Origin of the sequence: Sphingobium sp. (genome assembly GCF_003248505.1) — a bacterium.
In the GTDB taxonomy this organism is placed as follows: domain Bacteria; phylum Pseudomonadota; class Alphaproteobacteria; order Sphingomonadales; family Sphingomonadaceae; genus Sphingobium.
The window spans coordinates 1-25,570 of the sequence record NZ_QFOA01000047.1 but is presented as its reverse complement, the minus strand read 5'-3'; the positions used below and the strand labels follow the sequence as shown (position 1 = coordinate 25,570).

General features: G+C 62.5%; 25 protein-coding genes. 11 read left to right on the top strand and 14 right to left on the bottom strand.

Annotated features, from left to right (window positions below; all coding sequences use genetic code 11):
- Nucleotides 1-42: 42 nt before the first annotated feature.
- From DI606_RS13695 to DI606_RS13675, 5 genes are all read right to left on the bottom strand, one after another.
- Nucleotides 43-669 carry a TraE/TraK family type IV conjugative transfer system protein gene (locus DI606_RS13695; RefSeq protein ID WP_293983984.1) on the bottom strand — a complete coding sequence of 209 codons (627 nt, stop codon included), beginning with the start codon at nt 667-669 and terminating at the stop codon, nt 43-45.
- Nucleotides 670-710: 41 nt separating this feature from the next.
- On the bottom strand, nt 711-977 hold the full coding sequence (locus DI606_RS13690) for a type IV conjugative transfer system protein TraL (RefSeq protein ID WP_119749732.1): 267 nt from the start codon (nt 975-977) through the stop codon (nt 711-713).
- Nucleotides 978-1,089: 112 nt separating this feature from the next.
- Entirely contained in the window at nt 1,090-1,407 is a 318-nt protein-coding gene (locus DI606_RS13685) for a hypothetical protein (RefSeq protein WP_168847388.1), read from the bottom strand.
- Nucleotides 1,408-1,630: 223 nt separating this feature from the next.
- Nucleotides 1,631-2,407: a DsbC family protein gene (locus DI606_RS13680; RefSeq protein WP_168847389.1), complete on the bottom strand. Its 777-nt coding sequence runs from the start codon at nt 2,405-2,407 to the stop codon at nt 1,631-1,633.
- On the bottom strand, nt 2,391-2,696 hold the full coding sequence (locus tag DI606_RS13675) for a hypothetical protein (protein WP_168847390.1): 306 nt from the start codon (nt 2,694-2,696) through the stop codon (nt 2,391-2,393). Before DI606_RS13675 ends, DI606_RS13680 begins: the two co-directional genes overlap by 17 nt.
- Nucleotides 2,697-3,100: 404 nt before the next feature.
- On the opposite strand from DI606_RS13675, the gene DI606_RS13670 reads away from it, so the two are divergent.
- From DI606_RS13670 to DI606_RS13640, 7 genes are all read left to right on the top strand, one after another.
- The gene (locus DI606_RS13670) at nt 3,101-3,484 is read left to right on the top strand and encodes a hypothetical protein (RefSeq protein WP_293983978.1); all 384 of its coding nucleotides are present in this window, start codon (nt 3,101-3,103) and stop codon (nt 3,482-3,484) included.
- 117 nt (nt 3,485-3,601) lie between these two features.
- Nucleotides 3,602-4,729, top strand: coding sequence for a hypothetical protein (locus tag DI606_RS13665; RefSeq protein ID WP_168847392.1), 1,128 nt, complete (start codon nt 3,602-3,604; stop codon nt 4,727-4,729).
- 368 nt (nt 4,730-5,097) lie between these two features.
- A complete protein-coding gene (locus DI606_RS13660) occupies nt 5,098-5,514 on the top strand; it encodes a helix-turn-helix domain-containing protein (RefSeq protein ID WP_168847393.1) in 417 nt (138 codons plus the stop codon).
- Nucleotides 5,514-6,155 (top strand): GntR family transcriptional regulator, encoded by a 642-nt coding sequence (locus DI606_RS13655; RefSeq protein ID WP_168847394.1) that lies wholly within the window; start codon nt 5,514-5,516, stop codon nt 6,153-6,155. Before DI606_RS13660 ends, DI606_RS13655 begins: the two co-directional genes overlap by 1 nt.
- Nucleotides 6,156-6,327: 172 nt before the next feature.
- Nucleotides 6,328-6,459: a hypothetical protein gene (locus DI606_RS13650; RefSeq protein ID WP_282098063.1), complete on the top strand. Its 132-nt coding sequence runs from the start codon at nt 6,328-6,330 to the stop codon at nt 6,457-6,459.
- A 60-nt stretch (nt 6,460-6,519) separates the two neighbouring features.
- Nucleotides 6,520-7,185: a lasso peptide biosynthesis B2 protein gene (locus DI606_RS13645; RefSeq protein ID WP_168847395.1), complete on the top strand. Its 666-nt coding sequence runs from the start codon at nt 6,520-6,522 to the stop codon at nt 7,183-7,185.
- Nucleotides 7,185-8,978 (top strand): asparagine synthase, encoded by a 1,794-nt coding sequence (locus tag DI606_RS13640; RefSeq protein WP_168847396.1) that lies wholly within the window; start codon nt 7,185-7,187, stop codon nt 8,976-8,978. The genes DI606_RS13645 and DI606_RS13640 overlap by 1 nt, the downstream gene beginning before the upstream one ends.
- On the opposite strand, the gene DI606_RS13635 is transcribed toward DI606_RS13640, so the two are convergent.
- From DI606_RS13635 to DI606_RS13595, 9 genes are all read right to left on the bottom strand, one after another.
- Nucleotides 8,893-11,052 carry an Atxe2 family lasso peptide isopeptidase gene (locus tag DI606_RS13635; RefSeq protein WP_293983967.1) on the bottom strand — a complete coding sequence of 720 codons (2,160 nt, stop codon included), beginning with the start codon at nt 11,050-11,052 and terminating at the stop codon, nt 8,893-8,895. The genes DI606_RS13640 and DI606_RS13635 overlap by 86 nt on opposite strands.
- A 74-nt stretch (nt 11,053-11,126) precedes the next feature.
- Nucleotides 11,127-13,691, bottom strand: a complete 2,565-nt coding sequence (locus tag DI606_RS13630; protein WP_168845456.1) for a TonB-dependent receptor — start codon at nt 13,689-13,691, stop codon at nt 11,127-11,129.
- Between the two features lie 106 nt (nt 13,692-13,797).
- Entirely contained in the window at nt 13,798-14,859 is a 1,062-nt protein-coding gene (locus DI606_RS13625) for a FecR family protein (RefSeq protein ID WP_293983963.1), read from the bottom strand.
- Entirely contained in the window at nt 14,852-15,340 is a 489-nt protein-coding gene (locus DI606_RS13620; protein WP_293983986.1) for an RNA polymerase sigma factor, read from the bottom strand. The genes DI606_RS13625 and DI606_RS13620 overlap by 8 nt, the downstream gene beginning before the upstream one ends.
- A gap of 341 nt (nt 15,341-15,681) precedes the next feature.
- Entirely contained in the window at nt 15,682-16,029 is a 348-nt protein-coding gene (locus tag DI606_RS13615) for a winged helix DNA-binding protein (protein ID WP_168845454.1), read from the bottom strand.
- Between the two features lie 51 nt (nt 16,030-16,080).
- On the bottom strand, nt 16,081-16,992 hold the full coding sequence (locus tag DI606_RS13610) for a phytanoyl-CoA dioxygenase family protein (RefSeq protein ID WP_168845453.1): 912 nt from the start codon (nt 16,990-16,992) through the stop codon (nt 16,081-16,083).
- 10 nt (nt 16,993-17,002) lie between these two features.
- Entirely contained in the window at nt 17,003-17,629 is a 627-nt protein-coding gene (locus tag DI606_RS13605) for an acyl-homoserine-lactone synthase (protein ID WP_168845452.1), read from the bottom strand.
- 77 nt (nt 17,630-17,706) lie between these two features.
- Complete coding sequence (locus DI606_RS13600; RefSeq protein WP_168845451.1) at nt 17,707-18,465, bottom strand: autoinducer binding domain-containing protein; 759 nt, start codon at nt 18,463-18,465, stop codon at nt 17,707-17,709.
- Between the two features lie 363 nt (nt 18,466-18,828).
- Entirely contained in the window at nt 18,829-19,647 is an 819-nt protein-coding gene (locus DI606_RS13595) for a hypothetical protein (RefSeq protein WP_168845450.1), read from the bottom strand.
- A gap of 248 nt (nt 19,648-19,895) precedes the next feature.
- Between DI606_RS13595 and DI606_RS13590 the strand changes: the two genes are divergently transcribed.
- The 4 genes from DI606_RS13590 (at nt 19,896) to DI606_RS13575 (ending at nt 25,528) form a co-directional block, all read left to right on the top strand.
- Nucleotides 19,896-20,063, top strand: coding sequence for a hypothetical protein (locus DI606_RS13590; RefSeq protein WP_293983955.1), 168 nt, complete (start codon nt 19,896-19,898; stop codon nt 20,061-20,063).
- A gap of 163 nt (nt 20,064-20,226) precedes the next feature.
- Complete coding sequence (locus DI606_RS13585; RefSeq protein WP_168845448.1) at nt 20,227-21,138, top strand: toprim domain-containing protein; 912 nt, start codon at nt 20,227-20,229, stop codon at nt 21,136-21,138.
- 33 nt (nt 21,139-21,171) lie between these two features.
- A complete protein-coding gene (locus DI606_RS13580; protein WP_168845447.1) occupies nt 21,172-23,253 on the top strand; it encodes a ParB/RepB/Spo0J family partition protein in 2,082 nt (693 codons plus the stop codon).
- Between the two features lie 337 nt (nt 23,254-23,590).
- On the top strand, nt 23,591-25,528 hold the full coding sequence (locus DI606_RS13575; protein WP_293983949.1) for a strawberry notch-like NTP hydrolase domain-containing protein: 1,938 nt from the start codon (nt 23,591-23,593) through the stop codon (nt 25,526-25,528).
- Nucleotides 25,529-25,570 lie beyond the last annotated feature (42 nt).

The window sequence follows — 25,570 nt, the reverse complement described above, 5'->3', positions numbered from 1 at the left end:
GTGGGATGAGGATGCACGGCGCCGATATCGCTGCAACGTCGGTCATGGCAGTAGTGACTCCGATCTATTGGAGCTGGTTTCTTTCATGCCATTCTCCTCCTGAAGGGCGGTCAGCCAGAAGCGGCCATTGTCGATCGCGTAGCGAATGCGCAGATTGCCGCGGAACTTGCGGATCACGCCGCCGATCACCCGGACTTTCTCCACGGGCACGACGATCTCATTGTCGGTGTACGTCACCGGCAGATCGGAGCGGATGTAGGTGGCGATCGAGAGCGTCGAATTGCTGTTGAGCTCGTCGAGCAGCCGGTTGAGGCTGTCGCGCAGGCCGTTGAAGGCGCTCGGATGGACGAGGCTCAGCAGCTCCTGGAATTGGCGGTCGGCGGAATAGGATGAATAGGTCCCCGCCATGCTGACGATGTTGCGCGTGATCGTACGCAGGTAGGTCGCCGAAGGCTTGTTGCCGGTGACGTACAGATCGCCGCTCGCACCGAACGGGACGATCACCGTCCGCGCATTCTGGTTCGAGGTGTAGACGACCGCGCCCAGCACCGCCGTGATGCCGAACAGGCCGGCAATCGCGAACTTGAGCAGCCGGTTCTCTTCGAACAGGTTCGCCGAGCCCTGCAGATACCGGTGCAGGTGCCAGCTCGGGCGCACGTCGCCGATCATGTCGGCTGCCTGTTTGCGTCTGGAGGGGTGGGGCATGTTCGCTACTCGAAGAAGCGGGTCTGGGTCGGACCCGGATAGTTGCGGAATTTGAGGAGCCCCCAGCGCCAGGCGAGGTGCGGGATGAACCCGCGCGGCTTGCTGCGCTTCCAGGGGATGAAGAGGAGAAGGACACCGAGGAGCGCCCAGCCGATCATTCCGCCGACGATGACGGCGACGAAGATGGTCGACATGACCACAATGAATTCCTGGCTATCGAACCAGAGGATCTGGACCGGCCGATGCAGGAACTGTGGAAGACGTTCGTCCAACGCCCTTCTCCCTTGCTTCATCACGCCGTCAGCGTGACTTCCGGGGAATGACCATCACCCCCCGTCCCGGAAGGCGTGCTGGACCGGTCGCGCCGGCCCGCACGCCGATGCGTCAGATCACCATGCCGAAGGTCTGGAGGATGCTGTCCGCCTTGATCAGGCAGACGGCAGCCACGATCGTCGGAATGCCGATCATGATGTTGCTGAACAGGCGACTGACGCCGAACAGGAAGGCGGCGACGCCCGCGACGAAACCGAGCGGGCCCTTGACGCCCTGGTTCACGACAATGTCGTAGATATCGTAACCGAGATCGCCCGCCGCGGGAGCGGTGAAGGCGTGGGCCATGGTCGTCCCCGCGAGTGCGGCGAGCAGGATCAGGACGGCCGCGTCGATCGTGCGGAACGTCCGGCCCCGAAGCATCTTGAGCATTGATGGTCTCCTTGGGTGCGGAGCCGTCCAAACACATGCCTGCCGGCACCGATGGGAATCGTTGTCGGCCGACGGCGACGCTGGACGGCTCCGGAGGAGCGCGACCGCCGGCATCCCGGCCCTCTCGTAGCCCGGCGCGCGCTCGGCTGAGCGCTGGCGCGGGGCGCGGATGAGGCCCGCCAGATTGAGTGGAGCACGCTCGCGCGCGGTCACGGCTCGTGGATCAGGGGTGGCCATTGGCTTGCCCCTGCTTCTGCTCGAGGAACGCCTCGAGCTCGGCCTGCTGGAATCCGGAGATCAGCTTGCCATCGACGAACAGCGTCGGGGTCCCCGACACGCCCATCTTCCTGACGGTCATCGCGTCCTTGGCGACTTTCTCGCGCCCGGCTTCGCATTTGAGCAACGTGGTCGGTCGGGCGCCCGCATAGATCGCCTTGAAGGCCGCGACCTTGTCTGCCGAACACAGGATATGTTCGGCTTTGGCGGCGGCTTCCGGATGGATCCCGCTCACGAAATAGATCAGCCGCTGGACGGCCTTGCCCTCCGCGGACTTTGCCGCCCAGAACCGGTCAAGGGCATGGCAATAGGGGCAGTCGGGATCGGTGAACTCGATGACCTGCGGCGCGCCCGCCGGGCCGATAACGAGCGCCCCGGCTGGATCAATGGCGCCGACCCGCTTTCTGGCACTTTCGTCCTGCGCCATCGCGGTAACGTTGAGGCCGTTCTTGTCGTAGACGGCCGCGAACAGGAGATGCCCGCTTTCCGGAGCGAAATAGATGATGCGGCCGCCGGCTGTTGCCTGGTAGAGAGGACCCTTCACAGGCGCCGGTCCGAAATCCTCGAAACTGAGGTTGGTGAAGGTCTGGCGCAGCTGCTGTTGAGCCTCCGCAGCCGCGAGGGTTAGCGGTTCCGACTGGGGACCCTCCGGCGCTTCCTGCGAGAGGGCTGGGGTGCCGGTGAACAGCAGCGCGGCGGAGAGCAGTTCAGCGGCGCGGCGCATGGGACGCCTCCGCTTTAGCCTGGTCGACAAGACCGAAGATCTTGGCGTCGAGGCGTAGTGCCTTCCCGATCGCGATCCCGGTCGCCGACGCCTCTTTCGTCACCTGAGCCGCGACAGGCTGGCTGCGGATCGAATAGCCCTGATCGTCCTGGATGATCGTCAGGCGATCCCTGGCGGTGCAGGGATAGCCCTCGGCGTCGGGCCGATATTGCTGTGCATGGGCGCCGGTCGTAGCCAGGGTGATCGCCAGGATCACACCGAGCCCGGACAAGGGGCGTGCGTTCGTCATGAGACGTGTCTCCTCGTGGCGCGAAACCGCGCTTCAGTTCAGGTTTTCAGGTGCCGATCGTCTGGCTGCGGGCCGTACCGGGCTTCGCTGGTGACCACCGATCTGGTGCGAAGCGAGCAATGAAGCTGTCGTGAAATGCTCGCAATAGGCAGGGCACTGAAGTGCCGAAGCGGCGAAAGAAAGCTTGTAAGTCCATGATTTGGAGGATCGAAACCATCAAATGATCGGAAGGACGTAAAACGATCCCGAGCGGCACTTCATTGCCGCTTCGATAAGCGCCGGAGTAGGGAGCCGCCCGTTTCCGCTCTCTAATCGGCGAAAATTGCTATCGGGAAGGAGGTAGCTGGCGAATGGGCAGGGCAACGAGAACCTTCAAACTCCGGTTGTCGCCGGCAGGGATGGACGTGCTTATCGACTCGCACTGCCATCTGATCCGGACCACGCGGTCCCTGATCGCCTGGGGGACCACGCTCCATGTCGCGGTGAACCATCTCGACACAATTCCGGTGAAGGCGATCGTCGAGGCATTGGTCGCGCTGCGGGCTTCACCGCTTAGCGGCACCGAGGAACATCATGTCGGGGCACCGCACCGCCTTTGGGATGTTGCATCGCGGATCGCGGCTAGAACGCAATCAGCGATGCCGGATGGAGAGCCACCGTCTCTGGGCATCATTTACATCCTGGCGCTCCAGCAAATGGCCCAGGCGGACCACGCTGCGCTGCTGGCCGCGTTCGAGCGCGCTAAACTGCCCGCCAGCCATTCAGCGCACGGTGGCAAGGCGGGCTGACGGACTGGACGGTGCGAAGCTCGATCGCGCCGAGGTGCGTCGATCGACCCCTTCGCGGTTGCCGGTGGTTGGCCAAATGTTGGTCGCGCAGGTCGTGTCTATCTGACAAAAAGGGTCATGATGAACAATCCCTTCGGACTTCCCGAGAGCGCCGCCGACCGCTTTATGCGTGAAGAACGTCGACGCGCGGAGCTCTATCGTCACGCGCTTGGCGGCAGCACGATCATCGACGCGGTCACTCAGGCGACAAAGGCCAGGGAATTGATGCGCGGCGTTGATTTCGCCGCTCCCTATCGCGGGATTCTCGACACACTCGAGCGCGAGCGATCGAGCGAGAAGGCCTTCGAGAGTCTCGCGACGAACGCCTGGGCGCTGTCAGTGAGTGAGACTGCGCGCAAGATTGCCGACCAGAATCGAGGCTTGGTCGAGCAACAACGTCATTTAGGGACATCGCTGCTCGACACGGTGCGGGCGTTTGACGCGAACAAGTCGCTGGTGGCGTCGGCGATTGCGGCGGCGAGCGCCGGCGACAGTTACAGGCGCATGATTGCCGAGGCGCTGCCGCGGTTCGCAACGTTCAGCGCGATCGCCGAGCGAATGCTGGTGATCGACACGATGACATTGCGCGCGAGCGACGATGTCCGCGAAACGATGACTGCCTTCGCCGCGCGCACGGTTATCGAGATGCAGCGCGTTGCGGAAGCTATCGCCACGGCCGAGACGGACGAGGAGAGCACTCGCCTTCAAGGCTCGCTATTCGACCTCGTAACAAGCTTTTTCCAGGGACTTGGTCCTAATACCGTTCCCGAGCTTCAGCGCATGGGGCTGGTCGGGTTCGTCAGCTTCATCCTGACACTTCTTGGCGCCTACGCGCTGATCCCGCAGGAGAAAACGATGGGGCCGCAGGAGAAAGCGGCTTTCAGTGAGTTGAACGAAAAATTCGACAGGTCGCAGGCTGAACAGCGCCAATATCATGAGGCGGCGGCGCAATCGGAGGAAGCGTTCCTGGCTGGGCTGCCAAGGGCATATTTGACGCGGGATGCGACATTTCGAAGCGAGCCCGCCGGTGACGCCGCGATCGTGCTGAAGGCCCCAAAGGGGACGGAGCTTGCGATCGAGCAGATGCGCGGCCGATGGCAAAAGATCGTATTCCGTGACCCACTCTCGATGCAGCTCGCGCGGGCGTGGGTCTATTATACTGCGCTGGCGCCGCTTGCTGCGCCCGCCCCGATCGAGAGCGAATGATAAGGAGGCACGGCGCCGGTGCACCTCCCTAAAATGGGGTCAGAAGAGGTCGATGCTGCTGGCGATAATCTCGCAGAGTGGGGCGTAACGCATCACGATCGTCCCGGCTCGGAAAGTACGCCGGTTCGAGATGGTGACGACGCTGGCTCTATCGCGCGAGCCGGCGGGCTTCCAGAGGCATCGCCCAATATGCGGCGGAGGGAGGAGACGGCGATGCTCGGAATTGCCGCCCAGTTTCAGTTACCTACAAGCAAAAACTTGGCCAAATTGGCACGCAGTTCCGTTTGACACTGGTGGTATGCACACCTAGCTTTGGTTCGTCGGAATGGCCTTGGCGGGCGGTATCTCCCGTATAAGGAGACGCGGAAATGTCGCTAGAATGCGCGGCTTCCGTTGCTGAAGGACCGCTTTCGTACGTCAAGGAACAGTCCGGACGGCAGATCGAGGAAGCACGAAAGAGGGTTGGCATAACACAACGCGAACTGGCGCGCGATCTCGGCATGGGAGTGCGCTGGCTGCGGGAGATCGAGTCCGGGAATCCCAAGTCCAAGCTCGACGACCATTTGCGCTGCACATACCAACTCGGTCTTTCGTCGGGCCACATTCTCATACCCCTGTTGTTCGCAGGCCAGCGTATGTGCTTTCCAAAGCAACTCGGTGGCGGCGACCTCTGTGATCTCGAGCGCCTCTGCATCGAGGTCATCGCAGAGCGGAATCTGAGTCAGCTGACCAATGCGCTCACACCCAGGTGGCGCTCGCCGTCGATGGCGGCCGGAGCCAGCTGATGGCGGCGCTCGACCCGATTACTCAGGAGCGCGTCTATCGGGCCTTGAAGGCGGAATATCTGGCCGGCCGCTATCATGCGGGCGAGAGGCTCGACATCTCGGATATCGCGGACCGTCACGGATCGAGCAAAACGCCCGTCCGGGAGGCGGCATGTCGTCTCATGGGAGAGCGCCTGTTAGAGCCCGACAGCGCTGGCGGCTTCCGGGTGGCCCTCGCGACGCCGCAGGAATTGATACACCTCTACGCCTGGAATGCGCATCTGCTATTATGCCTGACCCAGCGAATAAAGAGGTCTGTCCTCAGTCAGACCTTGGCCCAGTTTTCACCAGACGAAATCGGGGATACGCCGGTTGATATCGCCAAGCTGACCGGATCGATATTCCTGGCACTTGCGGCGGCAACCGGGAATCCGGAGGCAGCTGCGACGATAGGGCAGATCAACGAGAGGCTATTCTATCCGCGAGTCGATGGCGCCGCAAACGTCGCCGATGCCGCCAAAGAGCTCCGCACGATGATGAATTCGGAAGTTGTTGATGTCCATAAGAGCATCCATCGACGCATAGAGAGCTATCACGAGCGGAGAATCGTCCATCAACAAGACGTTATCCATGATCAGGCCGATCACTCTTCAAGCGGTTAAGCCGCAGATTTAAGCGCTTTCCGGCGGGGCCGGGGCAACGGTCGGTCCTGGCAAAGCCAAACTGCTCGGATATCACGCCAGATTGTCCAGATATCTATGGGTCCGGAGTAATCCCGGCCGCGCTAACTTTGGATTGCCGTGAATAGTCGCGGCGGATCAAGAGGAGCGTGTCATGCATCGCAATGACGAACAGCAGAACGACGTGATCGAACTCGGCGCCGTGAGCGGCGAGACGAAGGGGGCCGTCCAGCCCGAAATCGACTCGCAGGGCGGATTCCTCGGCACCGGCCTCGCTGCCGACTGACTGCCTTACTTGGCGGCGCGCGGGATGCCCGCGCGCCGCTTCTTCTAGGGTGGATGACCAATGGATTATACGCTGAGGGCAGGGGTGTACTTCTGTATTGCGGGAGACCGGCCCATCTTCCTCGACCGGAACAGGGACCGCTACTTCGCTCTCGCTGGCGAAAAGGAGGCATCATTCCTTGGTCTTCTCTGCGGGTCCGTGCCTAATCACGCATCCAGCAGCACAACCGAACTGATCGACGCCGGGATAATCCAACACGATCGATTGGGAGCACCTATTGCTGCATGCAGCTACGATGCCCCCCCCAGCGCGAGTCTGTGGGACCGCGACGAACCGACGAGCGTATGGGGCAGAGCCAACGCCGCGGCGTCGCTGTTCCGCGCCACACGCGGCCTTCGAGTGTCAAACCTTTCGACCATTCTGACCACTATTGAAGATAGGAAGCGTGCGCTTGCGTCCTCATGCAGGCCCGATGGATCTGAGGTGCGCGCCGCAACCGCAATGGCGTTCCGGGCGCTCGGCAAGGTCGTCGCCTCGCACAATCGCTGCCTGCCCTATTCCTTGGCAATCATGGACCGCCTGCTCAGCCGAGGAGTTTCCGCTGACCTCGTTTTCGGCGTCGCTGTCCGACCATTTGTCGCCCACTGCTGGGTGCAACAAGGCGGCGCAATTTTGAGCGATCGTCTGGAACATGTCAGACTCTTCACACCTATCATGGTCATCTGATGCCGAAACGCTATCTGGCCCTGATAGCCTCGTCCGGAGCACCGGCGCTGGATCGATCGCTGTGCGCCGCTGTCGCCGCCAAATGCCCAGAACTGGCTGAAATTGGTTTCGTCGGCGATGCGTGCTTCTTCTTGGCGAATTGCCAGACCATTACGTTCGAGCGCGGCAAAGGCTTTGTCGTTGGAACTCTTTTCCGACGCGACGGCAGGCGGGGCGCGGTCCAGCAAGTTGGACCACCGGACCACGATCCATCCCATGACCCCGTCGAAAATTTGCTGTCGCGCTATTGGGGCGGTTACGTTGCCTTCCTCTCCGATCCCGCCGGCAAGACACTAACGATCCTCCGCGACCCATCTGGATTCCTGCCTTGCTACTATGTGTTGGGAAAAGGCGTCGTCGTCGTCGCATCGGATATCGAGCTTCTCATCAGGTCTGGGTTTCTTTCCCCCCAGGTCGATTGGGTGGCCATCAGCGCCCACCTGTTAGCTGATCATCATCGCTCTGCCCGGACATCGCTGATCGGCGTGACCGAGCTGCTCGGGGGAGAGGCCCTTGTTGCAGGGCCGCAGGGAATCGAGCTGAAGCAGGCGTGGAACCCTTGGGATTTTACCCCGCGAAGCTCCGAAATCTGTGACGCGCGTGTTGCTCGGCAGGAGCTGCGCCGCACTGTCGAGATGTGCGTCGCCGAGTGGGCTAGGGAGTTTCGACACATTGCGATCGGCGTGTCGGGAGGGCTGGACTCATCGATTGTCGCTGCGTGCGTGCACAGCGCCGGCGTACCTTTGAGTTGCCTGACACTGGCCACCAAGGATCCAAGCGGCGATGAACGAACATATGCTCGACTAGTGGCGGGCGCATTCGAAGCAACACTCACGGAGTCTATCGAGGACATTGGGGAAGTCGACCTCAGTGTGTCGGCAGCGGCTCACCTCCCGCGTCCCGTGGCGCGCGCGTTCGCTCAGGCGGGGAACCGCAAATTCATCGACCTGGCTCGCCGGACCGGGGCCGATGCGTTCTTTTCCGGAGCCGGCGGCGACAACGTCTTTTGCGCTCTCCAATCGGTGGCGCCGCTCGCGGATCGTCTTCTGAGGGGAAGCTCAATCAAAGGTCTGTGGCAGAGCGCTCGCGACATTAGCCGTCTCTCCGATCATGGCGTGCCATTGCTTCTTGCACTGGGGTTCCGTCGGGCGTGGTTTCGGGATGCGCAATTCCGGTGGCCGCGTGATCAGACCTTCCTGACGGGCAATTGCATTGACGCGGGCGAAAGCGTCGGCTCGCATCCCCACCTGTTTTGCCCACCAGGCACCCTCCCAGGCAAAGCCGCTCATATCGCCCAGATAATCGGTATCCAGAATCATCTCGAGGGTTTCGAGCGCGAGCTGAGTTATCCGAACCTAGCGCCGCTGATGTCGCAGCCAATCATCGAGCTTTGTCTGCGTATCCCGACCTGGCTTTGGTGCTCTGGCGGAATCAACCGTGCGCCAGCTCGCGGTGCCTTCGCCGATCGGTTGCCCCCGGAGCTGATAACACGACAATTGAAGGGGAGCCCTGGCAGTTTCCTCTACGAGCTCTTTGCAGCGAACCGCCGCTTTATTAGAGAGTTGTTGGCCGATGGGCTGCTTGCGCGACAAGACATTATCGATCGCGATGCGGTTGTTCGCGCGATTGACGATCCCCGAGCGGAAATGACCGGGAAGATTAGGCGCATCATGAGTCTGGTTGATGTGGAGGTCTGGGCTGGATCCTGGTCGAGACCCCCTTCTCAGGCGACTGGGTCGACAGGTGGCCTGTAACATTCCGAGCCTCCCGCAACTCCCTCCATCCGCGATACTGATCGACCGTGTCCGGGGAAGCGTATTCCCGCTGAGTGAGCCAGAAGGCGAACCAATCGAGTGCGCGCCGATACCGCCAGTAGCGATGCATGGGTTCACGCCCGGCGGAGTGACCTTCGCCCGGGAAGATGTACATGTCAGCAATTCCGCCCGCATCGCGCAGCGAGGTGTAGAGCTGTAACCCGAAAAGATACTCGTTTTCCGGTGGCAGGAAGAGCACCGGCGCGGTGATCTTGCCTGCGTTTAGGGACGGGGAGATATGGTTCCAGACCTTCGACGTGTCCTTTGTTGGCTCCGGCAGCGCCATCGAACGCAGTACAGATTTCCGCCAGCTGTCGGGCACGGGCGCGGTAAGATAATAGGTGTTAGGGTCGATCGTAACGCCGGTGCCCAGTGTCGCCGCCGCAAAGAGATTGGTGTTGCTCAGAGCATAGGCGACAACATTGCTGCTGTAGCTATGTCCTGAGATTCCGACCTTAGCTGGGTCTATGACGCCGGACCTCGACAGAAGATTGATGGCAGAGCGATAGGACTCGATGGAAGCCTTGTGGACCCCAAGGAGGATTTCGTGCCCGTCCGGACCACGCTCGGCAATATTCTCGCTTCGCGTGTTAACGCAGAGCGTAGCTATCCCTCGCTGCACAAGGATATGCTCGGGAACCACGCTTCCCGTTCCCCCCTGCAGGAAGCCGCGGCAACGATAGGTTGTTATGACCAGAGGATGCCGTGTCGAGGCACCTTTCGGGCGCATGAGCACTCCATTGGCAGGCCTTCCACTTTCATCTGTCCAGGAGAGCAACTCCGCGGCGGCAAAAGCCTTGCGTGCCAGCGATCGATTTGGATCGGAAAGCGTCACGCGCTCGCCGGTTTCCATGTCGATGCGCACCAGTTCGGGCGGCTGGGTTGGACCCGCCTCGACACAAGCCAGGTATCTGCCGCTTCGACGGCACGGAGATCCAGCGTACGAAGATCCACCGTCCAGCGCCGTTCGGTGATCGTAGATCGTCCGACTGCGGCCGGTGAGAGGGTTCCAGCCGTAGAGAACGGAACGACCGGCCTCGTCAGCCTCATAAAGCACAACTATCTCGCCGTTCGATTCGTTTGGGACGACCTGTCGGAGGGCGTAAGAAAATCCGACGCAGAACACTTCGCGGCAGGGGCTTTTGACTCCGGCCTCGGAGGTAGCCGTGAGCTCGTATTTGGGAACGGGCAGGAGCTTGGACATCGCCCCGACTGTTTCGAGTGAAACGGCAGTCCGTTGAGAAGCCAACTTGAAACCGAGGCCCGTCTCCGCACTCAGGCTCGTGTAAACTGACCTTTGGTCGACGGACGCTTTGGCGGGTCGGTCTTGGACAGGATCACGGCCCGGGATCGCAACCGATTTGGTCGCAAGTGCGCCGGAGTGGCCGGGCAGCACTTCTGACGGACCGCTTCTCCGCAAAGAGGCCATGGAGCCGCCTATGCGGAAGTTGTTGATCAGCGGAAGGCCGTCGGTGACCAGTGTCCGGTCGAGATGAATGCCCATTCTTTGTTCAAGAATGGCGGCGTTCGCAATGGCCTCTCGCGTGTTGCGTGTCTTGTAGGAGATGGTCTTTCCATCGTCCGAGATGGAGAAGCTGACTACGTCGGCCGGATCTTCGGTGACGGTTCGATCGGCGCCTTGGGGCCCGAGCCGGTGGACTTGTATGCCATGGCGTCCCGCCTGCCTCACATACAGCGTCGTAGACCCAGGATCCCACTGCGCGTCACCATTCTCGATGAAATCGAACAGGGGTACCCACATAGGTTCGGTGGGAGAACCGAGCGCCACCGGAGCAGCCGGCTCTCCCATGGGGACCCAGTACCATTGCGCTGTCGTGCTATTCCGGGCGACGGAACGCTCGATCACACGAAAGGCTAGCCGCTGTCCGTCCGGCGAGAGGACAAGACTGTCGATCGAACGTGCCTCAACGATATCTGTCAGCGTCGGCGCGTTACCACTCTGGGCGGCAACTTCCGGCGCTCCGACCGCGCCACAGGCGATGAGACCGGCCACTGCCACCGCCCGCAGGCGACCTACCGAGGATAAAGTCCGTCTGCGCATGGCGCAACTCTTCGTTGGCATCGCGCTTACCAGGACTTGGATAGACTGAAAGCGACGACCCGGCCCAAAGGGGAGTAATTCGTGGAGTCGTACGGGCTCTCCGCGACAAGCGATTGCTGCACAATCGTGTCCGGCTTGACGTTAAACAGGTTCTGAATGGTGACGGAGACGGTGAGGCCTCTCAGAAGACGCGGGCCGCGGGTGAAAGAATGGCGACCCGAGATATCGACCGTCGTCATGCCCTCGACCCGATTGGTAGGAACGACCCTCGTATCTTCGACGCCCGAAATGTAATTTGCGTATGCCGCAAGGGTAGATGGCCCGGCCCGCCAGACCGCGCCGGCTCTGGCTCGAAGATGCGGTGGGTTGAAGACCACCCCGGCCAGAGGCAGCTCGGGCTGTAGGGCGCTTAGCCTTCTTTTGCTGTCTAAGTAGCTCCCTGCCAGCGAAAGCGTCACCGTACTGTCGTCAGCTAAAGAGAAGCGGTACGTCCCGCTAACATCGACGCCGCTAAGGGTCTGACTCGCAACGTTCAAATTTTGGTTGTGAATGATCGCAACGACCTTCGAGGGATCGAACGGCGTCGGCGTCGTATTTACGGGTGTGCCGCCCGCCAGCACGTCCGCGATATCCGACGCGCTGGGACTGAAGGTAATCAGATCTGCATAGGCGGGATTTGACAACGCTCTCGCGGCCTGTCCGACTGGCGCGACGATCCGGCTGGAGTAATCGATATCAAAGTAGGTGGCCTCTAGGTGAAGCCCGGGAAGCCAAGACGGATCGAGCGCGACGGACGTCGACCAGGTCGACGCTTTCTCAGGTTTCAGGTCGGGGCTCCCACCTTGGAGAAGCAGGACCGTTGATCCAGACGGATAGTTGGATCCTCCTCGGCTCGCTGCCGTGAACAAGGCGACGACCTTGGACTGATACTGCTGGAACAGTGTTGGCGTTCGGAATGACCGTCCCCATGTACCGCGCACCTCAAAACCCGACGTTGGCGAGTAGACCAATCCAAGCTTTGGCGTTGCAACACCGTCGCCTTGCGACGGTTTCTCGAAGCGAACGGCGGCCGTGACAGTAAGGCGCCGCACCAGCGGTATGCCGACGTCCGGAGCGATCAGCGGAAGACTGAGCTCCCCAAAGCCATACGAAATTTCCTGCGAGGCGTGGATCTTTTGCCGTGTTTCTTGGAAATGGTTGGCTCGATAGCCTGCTCCGATCGCAACTTTCGCGTCGCCCCCGGGTAATGTGAAGAGCGGGCCATCAGCGTTGATCTCAACCGTGCCCGCGGTGTTGCAATAGCAGATGTAAGTGCCAGCTCTAAGGCTACCGTTCAGAAACTGTTCTTGGTTGAAACGGCTATGGTCCTGCGCGTAGCTGCCCGACAGGGTCGCTTGCCAACGGTTTGGCATTTTAAGCTCGAGGCTCGGAGCAATCGCGAAGGCTTCGGTGTCTGTCGCAATGTGGATGCCGTTTAGCAGATAGTCTGCTCGGCTATCTACCGGCGAATATCGATCGCTCCAGCGCTTGTTATAAAGGCCATCAACGCGAAAATTCAGATTGCTCGTGATACTGAGGTGGCCGCTTACCGCAGCATTATGATGCTTGAGAGAGGGATAGAGCGTCAGTCCCGGAGAGGGCGCTTTGGCGTAACTCCGGTCGCGGCCATAAATCGCCGTGCTGCGTTCGAACTCATACGCGACCATGAAACCCCCGGAGGCCCAGGTGGCTCCCGCGAGAACGCCATATTGCTGGGTCTCGGCACCGCCGTCTGTCGACCCACTCAGCTTCACGTCGGTGAGAAGGCCATCATAGTCCGGTCTCAGAATGACATTGGCAACGCCCGCTACAGCATCAGAGCCATAAAGCGCGGAGGATCCATCGGGGACAATCTCGATCCGTTCGATCGCACTGAAAGGGATCGAAGAGACGTCGATCGCTTGGTATTGTGCGTTATAGGCTATCCGGTGTCCGTTGAGGAGCGTGAGAGTCGCGTCCGGTCCAGCGCCACGTAAATTGAAACTGGTCGCAGAACTTGTGTTGTTGCTACCTCCGACACCCTGACCGACACCCGGATTCTGACCGCCAGTGAAATTCTGTGGAATCGCGGCCAGAACATCCGTGATATTTCGCTGGCCTGCAGACTCGATTTCGTCTCGCGAGATCGAGATGACCGGCGAGGCCGACTGCGCGCCGCGGATGCGCGACCCTGTAACAAGGATCTCGCTCTGTGCTGCCGGGTCGTTCGCTACCTCGCCCGGCGCCTCCGATCGCCCCCGGATGAGGACAACATCCTTCCGGAATTCCGCCGTCAGGCCGCTGCCCTCGAGCAATGCACGCACTGCGTCGTCCGGCGTGTAAGTTCCGCGGAGGCGAGGGGCATTTTTGCCCTCGACCGCCTCCGCGGTGAAGATGACCTCACGACCCGAGAGGCGACTTACAGTCCGTAGCGCGTCACCAAGGTTCTGGGCCTCGACGTTATATTCACGTCGTTGACCTTCCTGTGCTCTGACCGGCGTGGCGATCGCCAATGCAGTGATCGCCGCAGCAGCAAGCAGTCGAATTCGAACCCCGTCCCGCACAAATCCCATGATTTTCCCCCTTCTCGATCTCGCCATTTTGGCGAGGGTTTGAGGGGGATATCGCCGCAAGGGCGCGAACTACGGGGTCGTCCCTACAATATCTTTCACCCGATTGTCATTGAGACCGGAGCACAATTTCATCACTGTGGCTCCGATCGATCTCCAGATCGAACAAGGTTGCCAGGCGCTCTGCGACGCGCTCGGGGTCATCGATCCGGAAACGCCCGGATACCTTTAGGGCGCCGATGGCAGGGTCGGCAGCCCTGATCAGCAACCCCGATCCCTTGTTGGTCTCGGCGATCACAGCGGACAATGGTGCCATGCTGTACTCCCTGGCCGCGAGAGCGGCCGGTGATGGCTCGGGTGCCGTCGCGCCGGAAGTCTTCGTTGACGCGCCAAGATCAGGCACGCCGGTTTCTCCGAAACTGAACTCTTCCCCGGGTGCCAGACGGGCCACCGCGGGCTTGGCGTCGCGGGAGGTCGCCGGTCGAACGACGTCGACCGCGCCCCGAAGCAGGCGCACTGTCACGGCATCGCTCTTGCCGACGATCACATCGAAGATCGTGCCTCGCGCCGTTACGCTGCCGCCGCCAGCGAAGACGACGAACGGACGGGACTCGTGAGCCACATCGAACCGGGCCCGGCCGCGCTTGAGGCTTAGCTCGCGTCGCTCGGTCCCTAAGGCTGCCAGGAGCTGGCTGTCCGGATCAAGCGTCACCTTCGATCCATCGGCCAAGGTGAAACTGCGACGTTCTCCGACCCGCGTCGCCAGCGCGATGCCGGGGCGGAGTGTAGGTGCTTGCTCCGCGGCGATCTCGGGTGCGTATCCGAACGCGTCGATTAGCGCGTCGCGCTTGATCCAGGCTCCGGTGCCGACGGTGACGACCACCAGCGCCAGCCACACGAAGCCTTTCCACCATGACGACCCGCCGTAAGCCGACGCACGTGCCTCGCTGGCTTCGGCGTTGGGCGACTCCGCCAGGAATTTGCCCAATGCGAAAATCTCGCCGGCGCGATTATAGGCACCAAGATGTGCCGCTCCGCGCGCGAGCCAGGCATCGAATTGCGCGCGGTGCATTTCGGCGTCCGGACCGCGCATCCGCGCGAACCAGAAGGAGCCTTCCTCAAGTAACTGATCCTGCCGGGGAGCCTCGCTCGGCACGTGCTTGTCATCCATCGGCGTCAAAGCTCTTGCTGATCCGGATGAGTGCCTGAGCCATATGCCATTCCACTGTGCGGATGCTGATGCCGAGCAGTTCGGCGATCAACTTATATTCCAGTTCCTCTGCACGATGCAGCATATACACCTCATGTGTCCTCGGTGGCAGAGTGTCGACCGCGGCGCGATATCGCTCTCGCATCTGATTTATTTCGGCAGCCGTCTCGGGAGAGAGCGCCTCCGGACCAGGCGCAGTCTCGAGCATACGCCGGATACTTCGCGCTCGCGCCCACTTCCGGACACGGTCCGCCAACAGATGGCGGACGATCCCGTGAAGGTACGCGCCAGGGTTCTGCGACGCGGCGCCCGACCTCGCCGAGGCAAGGCGCGCGAATGCCTCCTGGACGAGGTCGTCTCGCTCATCCTCTATCCAGACCTTGCGACCGAGGAGGCGTCTGAGGCGAGGGGCCTCCGTGCGGTAAACCGCCTCGAGCTGCACGCGATCGATTCCTTCCGGCTCGGGGGAGCGTTTGTCTGCGCCATCTCCCGGTCGCCCCGTTTCGTCAAACAAGGTTATTCAGCAGCGCCGGGCGAGCGGCGTCACTATGGATTGTCGGTAAAAAGGGCACAGTGGATCCATCCAGACGGGCTGGCGTAGTTGGTCCAAAGCGCGCGCCAAACCACCATGGATCAGCGCTTCTAGATAATTGGTCAGGTCTACCCTGCAGTTGGCGACCAGCCTCGCTGCCATCTGCATCGCAAATGTGTATTAACTCCGTTTTGGATGCAAGTCTTTGATCCAGAGCCGTGTCTTGCGTCGCACGAGTTGCTGAATGGGACTCAAGGCGGATCGCTGTTCAGTTCGGTTTCGCCCAGCAACTCGAGCAAGGCGTCGAAATATGCATCGAGTTGCTGCCTGCCGTTGGGCGACAGATCTACGTTCACGCGGCGCTGATCTCTCGGATCGGGAATCCGCATGAGCTGATCCCGCTCGACCAGTCGGTTAATCATTCTTAGCGCGGTTCGCGCCGGGGCCTTTGACGCGGCACAAAGGTTGCTGAGCGACCTCGGTTGCCGGATCTCGCTCACATAGAGGTCGAACAGCATGTTCAGCGCCGGCATGGAGAACAGATCTTCGCCGAACCGAGCGCTGAGCAGGCAGTGTGCCCGAGCCGCCCAGCGAACCATGGCGCGCCGGTCTAACGTTGGGCCAACGCCGTGGAGCTCGTTTACCACGGCTCACATTCCCCCGGACAGGCGCAGCCCCGCCGGCAACAGTCCGGCATGGAACTGCTCGATCAGCGCCTCCTGATCGGGCCTCAGGGCATCGACCGCCCCGAGTGCGCCGGTCGGTGGTCCGCCCAGCAGGGTCGATGGACAGCGACCCTCGAAGGTCCCGAGGTTGGGGCGGTGCGCCCGGTACCCCGCCAGCTCGGCCAGAGGGGCAGGGAAGGTGCGGGCGACCTCCGGGGGGTAGGCAAGCCAAGGCAACTCGTACGGCTTCAGCCAGCCCAGGCTGTAACTGACGATCATGCCGCGCCTCGACGCCATGGTCCGGTTCGCGCCGCCGCCATGGAGCGTAGACCCGAGGAACAGCAAGGCGGCCCCTGGCTCCATTTCGGCAGCGACGGCTTCCGCCGGGTCGATCAGGATCTCGTCCTGCCGCAGATGGCTTCCAGGCCAGACGCGCGTCGCCCCATTGGCGGCCGTATACGGCGTGAACGGCCACATCACATTGACCAGATATTCGACACCGGATGTGCGGACGGGCCACATGTCCTGGTCGCGGTGCGGAGGTTGGACCAGCCCGCCGGGGAGGACCTCGATCGCCTGTGTCAGGTTGAGCTGGATGCTGTCGCACGCGGGGCCGAGGATATTCTCGACGATCCCCAGGACAAGCTCGTTCCGAACGAACCCGTCCATGTGCAAAGAGCGCCGTAGCAACCCATGAAAGCGTTTTGTCCATTCGCCGTAAAATGGTCCGGTTGCGTGCGGAGTCCTTTCGAACTCGGGGTTCATGTCGGCAGCCAGGGCGGCGACCGCAGCCGGCGGGGCCGCATCAGGAATGATGCAGTACCCATCTGCGGACAGAGCCTCCACCCAGCGCGCGATGTCGGCATTCCTCCGGCCGAGGATTGGCTCGATGAGCATCGCCGCCTCCTTACGCCGCGAGCGGCGTCGCGCCGCCGCCAAGCTGCAGACGAACGGGCGCATAGCTGCCGGCTTCGCGGAGTTGCTCTATGGTCCGGGCGGAAATGTGGATCTGCAACGCACCGGTGGTAGCGCCGGCGATCAGCTGGGGCTCGCCCAGCGGCTCGCAGTTCCAGCCAAGCGACAGAATTTGGGAGAGCCATCCAGAATCCGCCACGCAGACAAAGCGCGAGATGCCATGGAGAAGGGCATACTGCACCGTCGCCGTTGTGAGCCGATTGCGAACGCGAAGCCGCTCGGCAGCGCGAAGGCGGGGTGAGAGACAGCCGCGGGTGATTTCCCAGACGTCAGGCCCGGTCGGGCTTGGACCGTCGGAGAGGTGCGGGAAGAGCGATCCGAGAATATGCGGCCGATCAGTTGGCAGCAGTCGGATCGAGCCATAGTGCGTCCCGTCGTCGCCGGCGCTGATCAGATAGACGGCGTGCTCGCTGTCGAACTGATCGACTTCGAACTGCCCGTCGATCACGGGCACCTCCCACCGCCGCAAGTCGACAAAGACGCGCTTGCGATCACGGTGCATATTGTCGAGCGCCGCCGACGCGCCGGGACCGCGATGCCCCGGGAAATACTGGATCATTGAGCTTCTCCCGCTGTTTAGCGGAAGGACAGCTCGCTCATAAACGCGACGGTCGCCACAGACTGATCAGAGGGTTGTCAGCGTCCGAACACCTCCGAATAGGAGATCTGCCCGTCGAACAGGGCGCGTGCCACCAGCAACGGACGCTGGGCATTTCCATAGGCGCGGCGGACATTCTCGACATGCCCATGCGCGGTCGTCGCGGCGATACCCAGGAGCGTACCGATCTCCGGGTCGCCCTTGCCACGTGCGACGAGCACCAGGGAATCGCGCTGCCGGTCAGTCAGCTGGGGCACATTCGGCGGTCCGTCGGAACCGCCGCGTCGCGAGCGCATGATTCGACGCGCGCACTCGAACGCGTAGGTTCCGATCATGTTTGCGAGGGGGAGCGCATTTGCCCGAAGACCATCCAGCGAGTCCGCACCGAACGAGCAGGTGCCGCGATATTCGCCGGGGACATGGACCGGAATCGTGTAGCCTTCGCTCAGGCCATAAGGACGCGCGGCTTCAAGAACCGCCTTCTGGGCCTTGGTCAATCGGATCATATCAGGAATGTCCGACCACAAAAAACCCATCGCAGTCTTCGTGCTCGCTTGATGCACAGGGTCATAGACAAAATAGCCATCACCGAGCGATCGCTCGATCCACGCGGGATCATAGTTGGTGACGCGAATGGCATCTTGTGGAGGGCCGCTCAGGTCAACATGGTGACCCATGGCAAATTTCCTAAAGCCGAGCTCGTGCGCGCAGCGGTCTAGATGATTATGTAGATCAGCCTCGTCTTTGGCGAGGAGGAAGCCGCTAATCATCCCATTGAAATCGAATTGGTCTGCCATCTGTCTACTCCGTACTGGAGCGACAAGAATCCGCTTAATCAGCGTCAGTTATTGTAATATCTTGCGCCCAAACAGTGGCGCCTGATATATGTTCATTTTGGATGAATTCTCTCGAAAGCATCTTCTGCTGAAGAATGCAGGCCAACGTGCCTGCTACTTGACCCGATCTAAGGTCACACTGAGACGAGCAAGCATCGCGTCGCAACGACAACCACTCGGTAACGGGCCCCGCTACGATGATCGCTCGCGTCGGGAATTGTCGACAGCGCTTCCGGGGCCAACCGCATCCTATCGGATGAACGATGGCTGCGCTGGCCTCCCTCGATGACATGCCGAGCCTTGGCGAAGATCTTTGAGTTCTCATCACTCCTTTGCAGCGCGTGCCTTCTTCGAGGGCCTGACGTAAACGGGCCACGCGCCCGTCGCATCGAACGTTTCAGCCCGCGATCTGAGAAACGCCTTCGTCGCGGGGAGAATCAGCGCTTGCGCGTCTTCGAGCGTCATGATCGATTTTGGGACCTGCCAGCGTTTCTCGCCATGGCGCGCCAGCGGGCCGAGAATAGTCGCGTTGTTCGCGGTGCCCGTGAACGCCTTGACCACCTCAGCATCCTGACCGGTGACAGCGGCAACCCGTTTCTCGTTCCAGCCCTCGGATTCCATCCAGTCCAACAGGGCATAGAGGGTGCGATAATCGGGACCATTGAAGCCGAGATGCTTGAGCACGCCCAGGGCGATCGGATCCTGCCGCGCCTGCAAGATCATATTTTCGGGGTTGTAGCGGTCATGCGTTATGATCTTGGTGCCGACCGGGAAGGTCGATAGCGGATCGAATGGCTCGACCAGCACATTTCCGAGACCTGGCCCGTCCCGTCTGACATGATCCCTCAGATTGATGATCTCGCCGAGCGCAAAGGGTTCGTAGGCGCTTACCCGGGGACCGACCCCAAGCATCATCGCGCCGTCGAGGACCGCCTTCAGTGCGGTTGCCCGATCGGTGAGATCGTACATGTCGCGGGCACGGTTGAAATGCGGCGACGCGAACGTGAATTCGATCGAGACGTGGCCCGGCTCGTTCTTCCAGAGATAGATGTCGTCGCTGTGCCACTGCTCGGCCAAGTCGGACATGTAGTTGCGAACCGAGTGGAAAATGAAACCCCAGCGCATGGGGAGGCCATCATTCATCCGCCTGTTTCCTTTCGGGCAATGTGCACGCTGGGGACATCAGCTTCCGAGGTCACCGCTTCGATTTCCCTTGGCATTGTTCGGTTCTCGCAGACAGTCCAGTCGAGGCCTGCTGCACGCATCGCCGGTAAGAGGGCCCAATCGACTAGTACCGGTTCCGGATTGATTTCTGGTCTGGGACATGGCGCCAATGGCCAGGCAATACTATTCTCCTCGCCGTGGATCGGGACGAGGATGCCAGGGCCTTCATGATCGCCCGCGAGTTGATCGCGCAGCATGGCGATGCGGTGGGCGCCTTCCTTCAGGCCAGGATCGACGAGTCCATGGCCGCCGGAGACCTGGAGCAGTTTTCGGACTGGTTTATCATTCGCAACGCCGTCGCACTCACACTGAGTTCCGGCACGACCCTCCAGTAAGCTTTGTCCTCTTCCCCCGCTGGGCCGTGGCCCGCGCGCCGATCCAAAGACAACCCAAGGCGGCACCTCGGCGCGCCGCACCGCGCCGCAGTCAATCGTCATGACGAAGAAGGGAGGGGGGTAAGTCGGTCGGATATTCTCTTCAGCAGGGTGGACCGATCACATGTCTGCATTCGCACAGAACCTCGAACTCGAGGTGGCCGCTTCCGACCTGGTCACGCGTCTCGGCGGCATCTGGCGGCCAAATGGCGGGATGTGTCGCTGTCCAGCGCATGCCGATCGCACGCCCAGTCTCTCGGTGCGTGTCGGAGACCGCAGCCTGCTGTTCAAATGCTTCGCCGGATGCACCGGCGTGGAGATCCTGCGCGCTATCCGACGGCTGAATTTCGACGTGCCGGTCGGCGCTGCGGCCAGTTCGACTGCGGCGTCCGATCGCGACATGGTCATGGCCGAGCGGGCGCGCGCTCTTTGGAATGAGGCTCGACCCATAGAGGGTACGCCGGCGGCTGCCTATCTCGCCAGCCGTGGAATCCTCAACCTGTCGCCCGCCTTGCGTTTCCACCCTCGCGCACCTCTGGGCCGAGAGCGGGCCGTTCGCTTCCGCCCGGCGCTTGTTGCTGCCATTCAGGAGCGATCCCTGGTGGTCGCCGTCCAGCGGATGTTCCTCGATCCTCAACGGCCCATGCTGGCGTCCGATTTATCGAAACCGAAGCTCGCGCTGGGTCGGCCGCTCTCCGGCTCAGTCCGGCTCCACCCGGTCGGCAACTGCCTCGGGATCGCCGAGGGTGTCGAGACGGCGGAGTCCGCTGCTCTCCTGCTCGGCATCCCGGTCTGGGCGACGCTCGGCGCCGAGCGTCTAGCACGCATCGCCATTCCCGACTTCGTGCAGCGGCTCATCCTTCTGCCCGACAACGATCCGGCGGGCCGCCTTGCCGAGCAGCAGGCCAGGATTGCCTATGCGCGTGCCGGTCGCACGATCGATACCTTATGGCCCTGGCATGGGCTGAACGATTGGAACCGCGTCCTCCTGATGGAGGGGAAGGGGGTGGGGGATCGGGTGCGGTTAGCGGCCTGATGGTCAGGCGGCTCCGCCGATGGAGTGAACCCGATGAACCCGAACATCATTTACGTCCGTGCGCTCGACTGCTCCAAGTCGCCGCACAATGTCCGCACCCAAAGCGACGCGGATGCCGACGCCGAGCTCGAAGCCAATATCGGCGAGAGCGGCATCGTCCTTCAGAACCTGATCGGCGTCGCAGTGCCCCGCAAGAAGGGGCATTTCAGCATCTTCGGCGGCGGACGCCGTCTCGAGCGGATCCACAATCTGATCGCCAAGGGCGTTTTCGGCGAGGATTTCATGGTGCCGGTCCTGCCGGTGAAGAACGCCCGCGATGCGATCGAGATGAGCATGGCCGAGAATTACTTCAATCTCGCGATGAACCCCGCCGACGAATGCCGCGGCTTCCAGGCGATCATCGAGCGTGAGAAGAAGACCCCGGCGGATGTCGCCAAGCGGTTCGGCAAGACCGAACGCTTCGTCCTCGGGCGTTTGCGTCTCGCCGATCTCGCCGAACCGGTCTTCGATGCGCTGCGGACCGGCGAGATCACGATCGACGTTGCCACCGCCTACGCCCACACCAGCGACACCGATCGCCAGGCCAAGGTGTTCGCCCAGATGTCGCAGGGCTATTACCGGCATAATGCCAACGAGATCCGTCGGGCGGTCGAAAGCGGCTCCTACAAGGGCGGCGATCCCAAGGCGATGCTGATTGGCCGCGACGCCTATCTTGCCGCCGGCGGCGGCATCGATGCCGACCTATATACCGATGCGTCCACCGAACTCTGGCGGGACGGCGATATCGTGGACAAGCTCGTCGATGAGGTCCTTGCCAGATCGGCCGCGGCGCTTCGCGAGCGCGAGGGTTTCGCGGAAGTTCGCACCGTGTCGGCGACCAGCATTCCTTATTCGGAGACCTTCCGGCTCGCCCGTCTCGACGGCGAACCAGTGCCGCTCGCGCCCGAGGCAGAAGCGCGCCAGGTGGAGATCGAGGCCGAACTCGCCGAGATCGAACGGGTCGCCGAAGAGGCCGATGGTTATACCGAGGAACAGGAAGCTCGGATCGAGACGCTCGAGGAAGAGATCGGCGCTATCCTCGATACCGGCGTGATGCTCTCGGACGATCAGAAGTGCTCGGCGATCGCCTATCTCATGATCGGACAGGACGGCGAGCCTCGGCTCTACGAGCAGCTTTTCGTCGCTGCTTCGGAAGACCCCGACGAAGTCGACGAAGGCGAGGACGTTGATGGCGACGAGGACCCGGACCCGGATGCAGCGGACCTCGATCAAGAGACCGCCGACGCACCCCAGGGCGAGACCTACAGCCAGAAGCTCAAGGACGAGCTGGCGATGATGAAGACCGAGTTGCTTGCGCTGCACGTCGCCAGCGACCCGCATTTCGCCCTCGACCTTGGCACCTTCATCATGGTCGACGATGCGTGCCACATGGGCTGGAGCGGGATGCCGAGCGAACTGCGGGCCAAGGCGCCCTCGCCGCGGGTGTCCGGCTTCAAAAGCGAGACGCCCGCCGCCCAGGCCTTGGCGAAGCTGGACGAGGCGCTCGATCGCAGCTGGCTCGATCACAAGGATATCGAGGAACGCTACGATGCCTTCTGCGCACTCGACGATGCCGCTCGCGCCGCATGGCTGGGCTGGGCGGTCGCCCGCACCCTGCACGCGGTTCCCGATGGCATGACCGGCAGCGGCTTCCTCAACCATCTCGGCGCGAAGCTTCGGATCGACGTGAAGGCCTGGTGGCGGCCGACCGCGCGCAACTTCTTCGATCGCATTACCAAACCGGCGATCCTGGGGCTGTTCGACGCCATTGGCGGCTCCGAGCTGAAGTCCCGCTACGCCGCCTCGCGCAAGTTCGATCTCGCGGCGTCGGCGGAGAAGCTGTTCGCTGGGCAGATCATCGCCGAGGCCGAAGCCAAGGAGCGCGCGGTCGCGTGGCTGCCGGGTCCGATGCGGTTCGCGGCGGAAGATCCCGGAGACGCGAGCCTGTTCGAGGCTGCTGATGCTTCCGCCGATCCGGCCCAGCCCGAGCCGGTCGCCGAGCCGGAAACGGGACAGCGGGGCGAGGAAGTCGAGCAGGACCGGGAGGAACCCGTCGAATTGCCGGAAGCCGCCTGACCGCTGAGGATCGGGGCTGCGGCACCTGCTGCGGCCCCGTTTCGACCGATCGCGCCCCGCCGCGCCCGAACCCCTTCGCAAGGTGGAGGGAAGGGGGTGGCGGCGTCGGGGAGGGCCATGGGCTCTCGCTCAGCCTGCAGGAGTATCCTTTATGACCTATCCGCTTCTCGCCGCCTGCGCCGCGGCTACTGACCCATGCGCCAAGGCGGGCCAGCTCTTCCATATCGCCAGGATCCTCGCCGACCAGCTCTCCACCGGGGCGAGCGTTTCGCGCCAGTGTCTCAGATCGCTGATGCGCGCGCATGTCGGCGGGTCCGACGCTGCGGGCGACTGGTCGATGCGCGATGCCTATGAAGCGCTCGAAGCCGCCCAGACCATACTCGCGCTCGACCCGGTCGCCGGCCTTATCGACCATGATGATCCCGCCGCGGCGATGGCGGCTCGCGACCATCTGTCGCGGCGCCTGCCGACGCAGAGCTATCGCAGTGAGCGCCAGGTCGATCTTCAGCAATTCTCCAGCCCGCTCCAGCTGTCCTGGCTCGTGGCTTGTGCGGCTCGGATCACGCAGGCCGACGTCGTGCTCGAACCCTCGGCGGGGACGGGGATGCTCGCGGTTCATGCCCGCCAGATAGGTGCTCGGTTGCTGCTCAACGAGCGCGATCCGCTCCGGGCTGATATCCTCTCATCGCTCTTCGGCCAGCCGGTGACCCGCTACGATGCCGAATTCATCCACGACCTGCTCGACCCTGCGGACAGGCCGACGGTCGCGCTGATCAATCCGCCTTTCTCGCGCAGCGAGGCACGCGGCCGCGATCGCCACGCTGGCGCGCGTCATCTGCGGTCCGCGCTCCAGCGTCTTGGTCACCGCGGGCGATGTGTCGCGCTGATGTCGCCCGCTTTTGCCCGCGATGGCGCCGGGGCCAAGGGCTATGCGGCGGTCAGCGCCGTCGTACGCCCGCGCTTCGAGATCACGATCCACGGCCAGCCTTATGCCAAACACGGGACCGCGATCTCGATCCGGTTGCTGGTGTTCGACAAGAGCTGGACTGGCGAAACCGCGTGCCATGTCGCCGCCGATCTGGCTGAGGCGCTGCCACTCGTCCTGCAGGTTCCGCCCCGGCTCGATGACGGGGATCCGACGCCTCCGACACCCGCCATGCTTCCGCTCCCTGTCGCGCCGGTGCCTTCTGCGCCTCCGCGCAAGGGCGGCCTGTTTTCGCGGGTCGAACCGATGAAGACGATCGCGCCGCCGCTTGTCCCGACAATCGCGGGTGACCCCGAGCTTCTCGCTTATGACATCCTGGCGACGCCCCCAGCGAGCGGCGACCAGATCGGCATCTACGCGCCCTGGAGGCTGTCTCGTCTCGCCTTCGCCGCGCCGAATCCCCATCCCGATCAACTCGTCGAGTCAGTGGCGATGTCGTCCATCCTGCCGCCGGCGCCGACCTATCGGCCGATGTTGCCCCGGCGAGCCGTGTCCGCCTTGTCGGACGCCCAGCTTGAGACCGTAATCTACGCTGGCCAAGCCTTCGCCCGCGACTTGCCGGGGCGTCACCTGCCTAACCCCGCGGGCACGCTGCTCACGCCTGATACCGACGGCCGCAGCTACCGGATGGGATTCATGGTCGGCGACGGCACGGGTGTCGGCAAGGGCCAGCAGATCGCGGCCTGCATTCTCGATCGCTGGTGCCGCGGCCAGCGCCGGGCGGTGTGGATTTCGAAGAGCAGCGCCCTGATCGAAGATGCGCGCCGTGACTGGTCCGCACTTGGCGGGCTCGCGATCGACATCCAGCCGCTTGATGCCTTCCCGTTCGGCACCCCGATCACGATGGACACCGGCATCCTTTTCCTGACTTTTGCGACTCTCCGCTCACAGCGCGACGACGCCCAATCCCGCCTGCAGCAGATCCTCGCCTGGCTTGGCGAAGACTTTGATGGCGTCATCGCCTTCGACGAGGCCCATGAGCTCGCCAATGCCGCGGGCACCGACACCCAATACGGCACCCAGAAAGGGTCCGAGCAGGGTTTGGCCGGTGTCCGCCTCCAGAACCTGCTGCCGCGCGCGTGCGTCCTCTACAACAGCGCGACCGGCGCCACCGACCCGGCAAATCTCTGCTACACGAGTCGGCTCGGCCTGTGGGGGCAGGGCTCGGCGTTCGACACGCGAGAGGCGTTCATGGCGGCGCTCGGCAGCGGCGGGATCGCGGCGATGGAGATCGTCGCGGTGCGCCGTGGTGGCGCGATTGAAAGGAGTGATGACATGTCATCTGGATAGCTGGAAGAATCCATGCGCCCCCGACTCACCGGTGCCGACGAT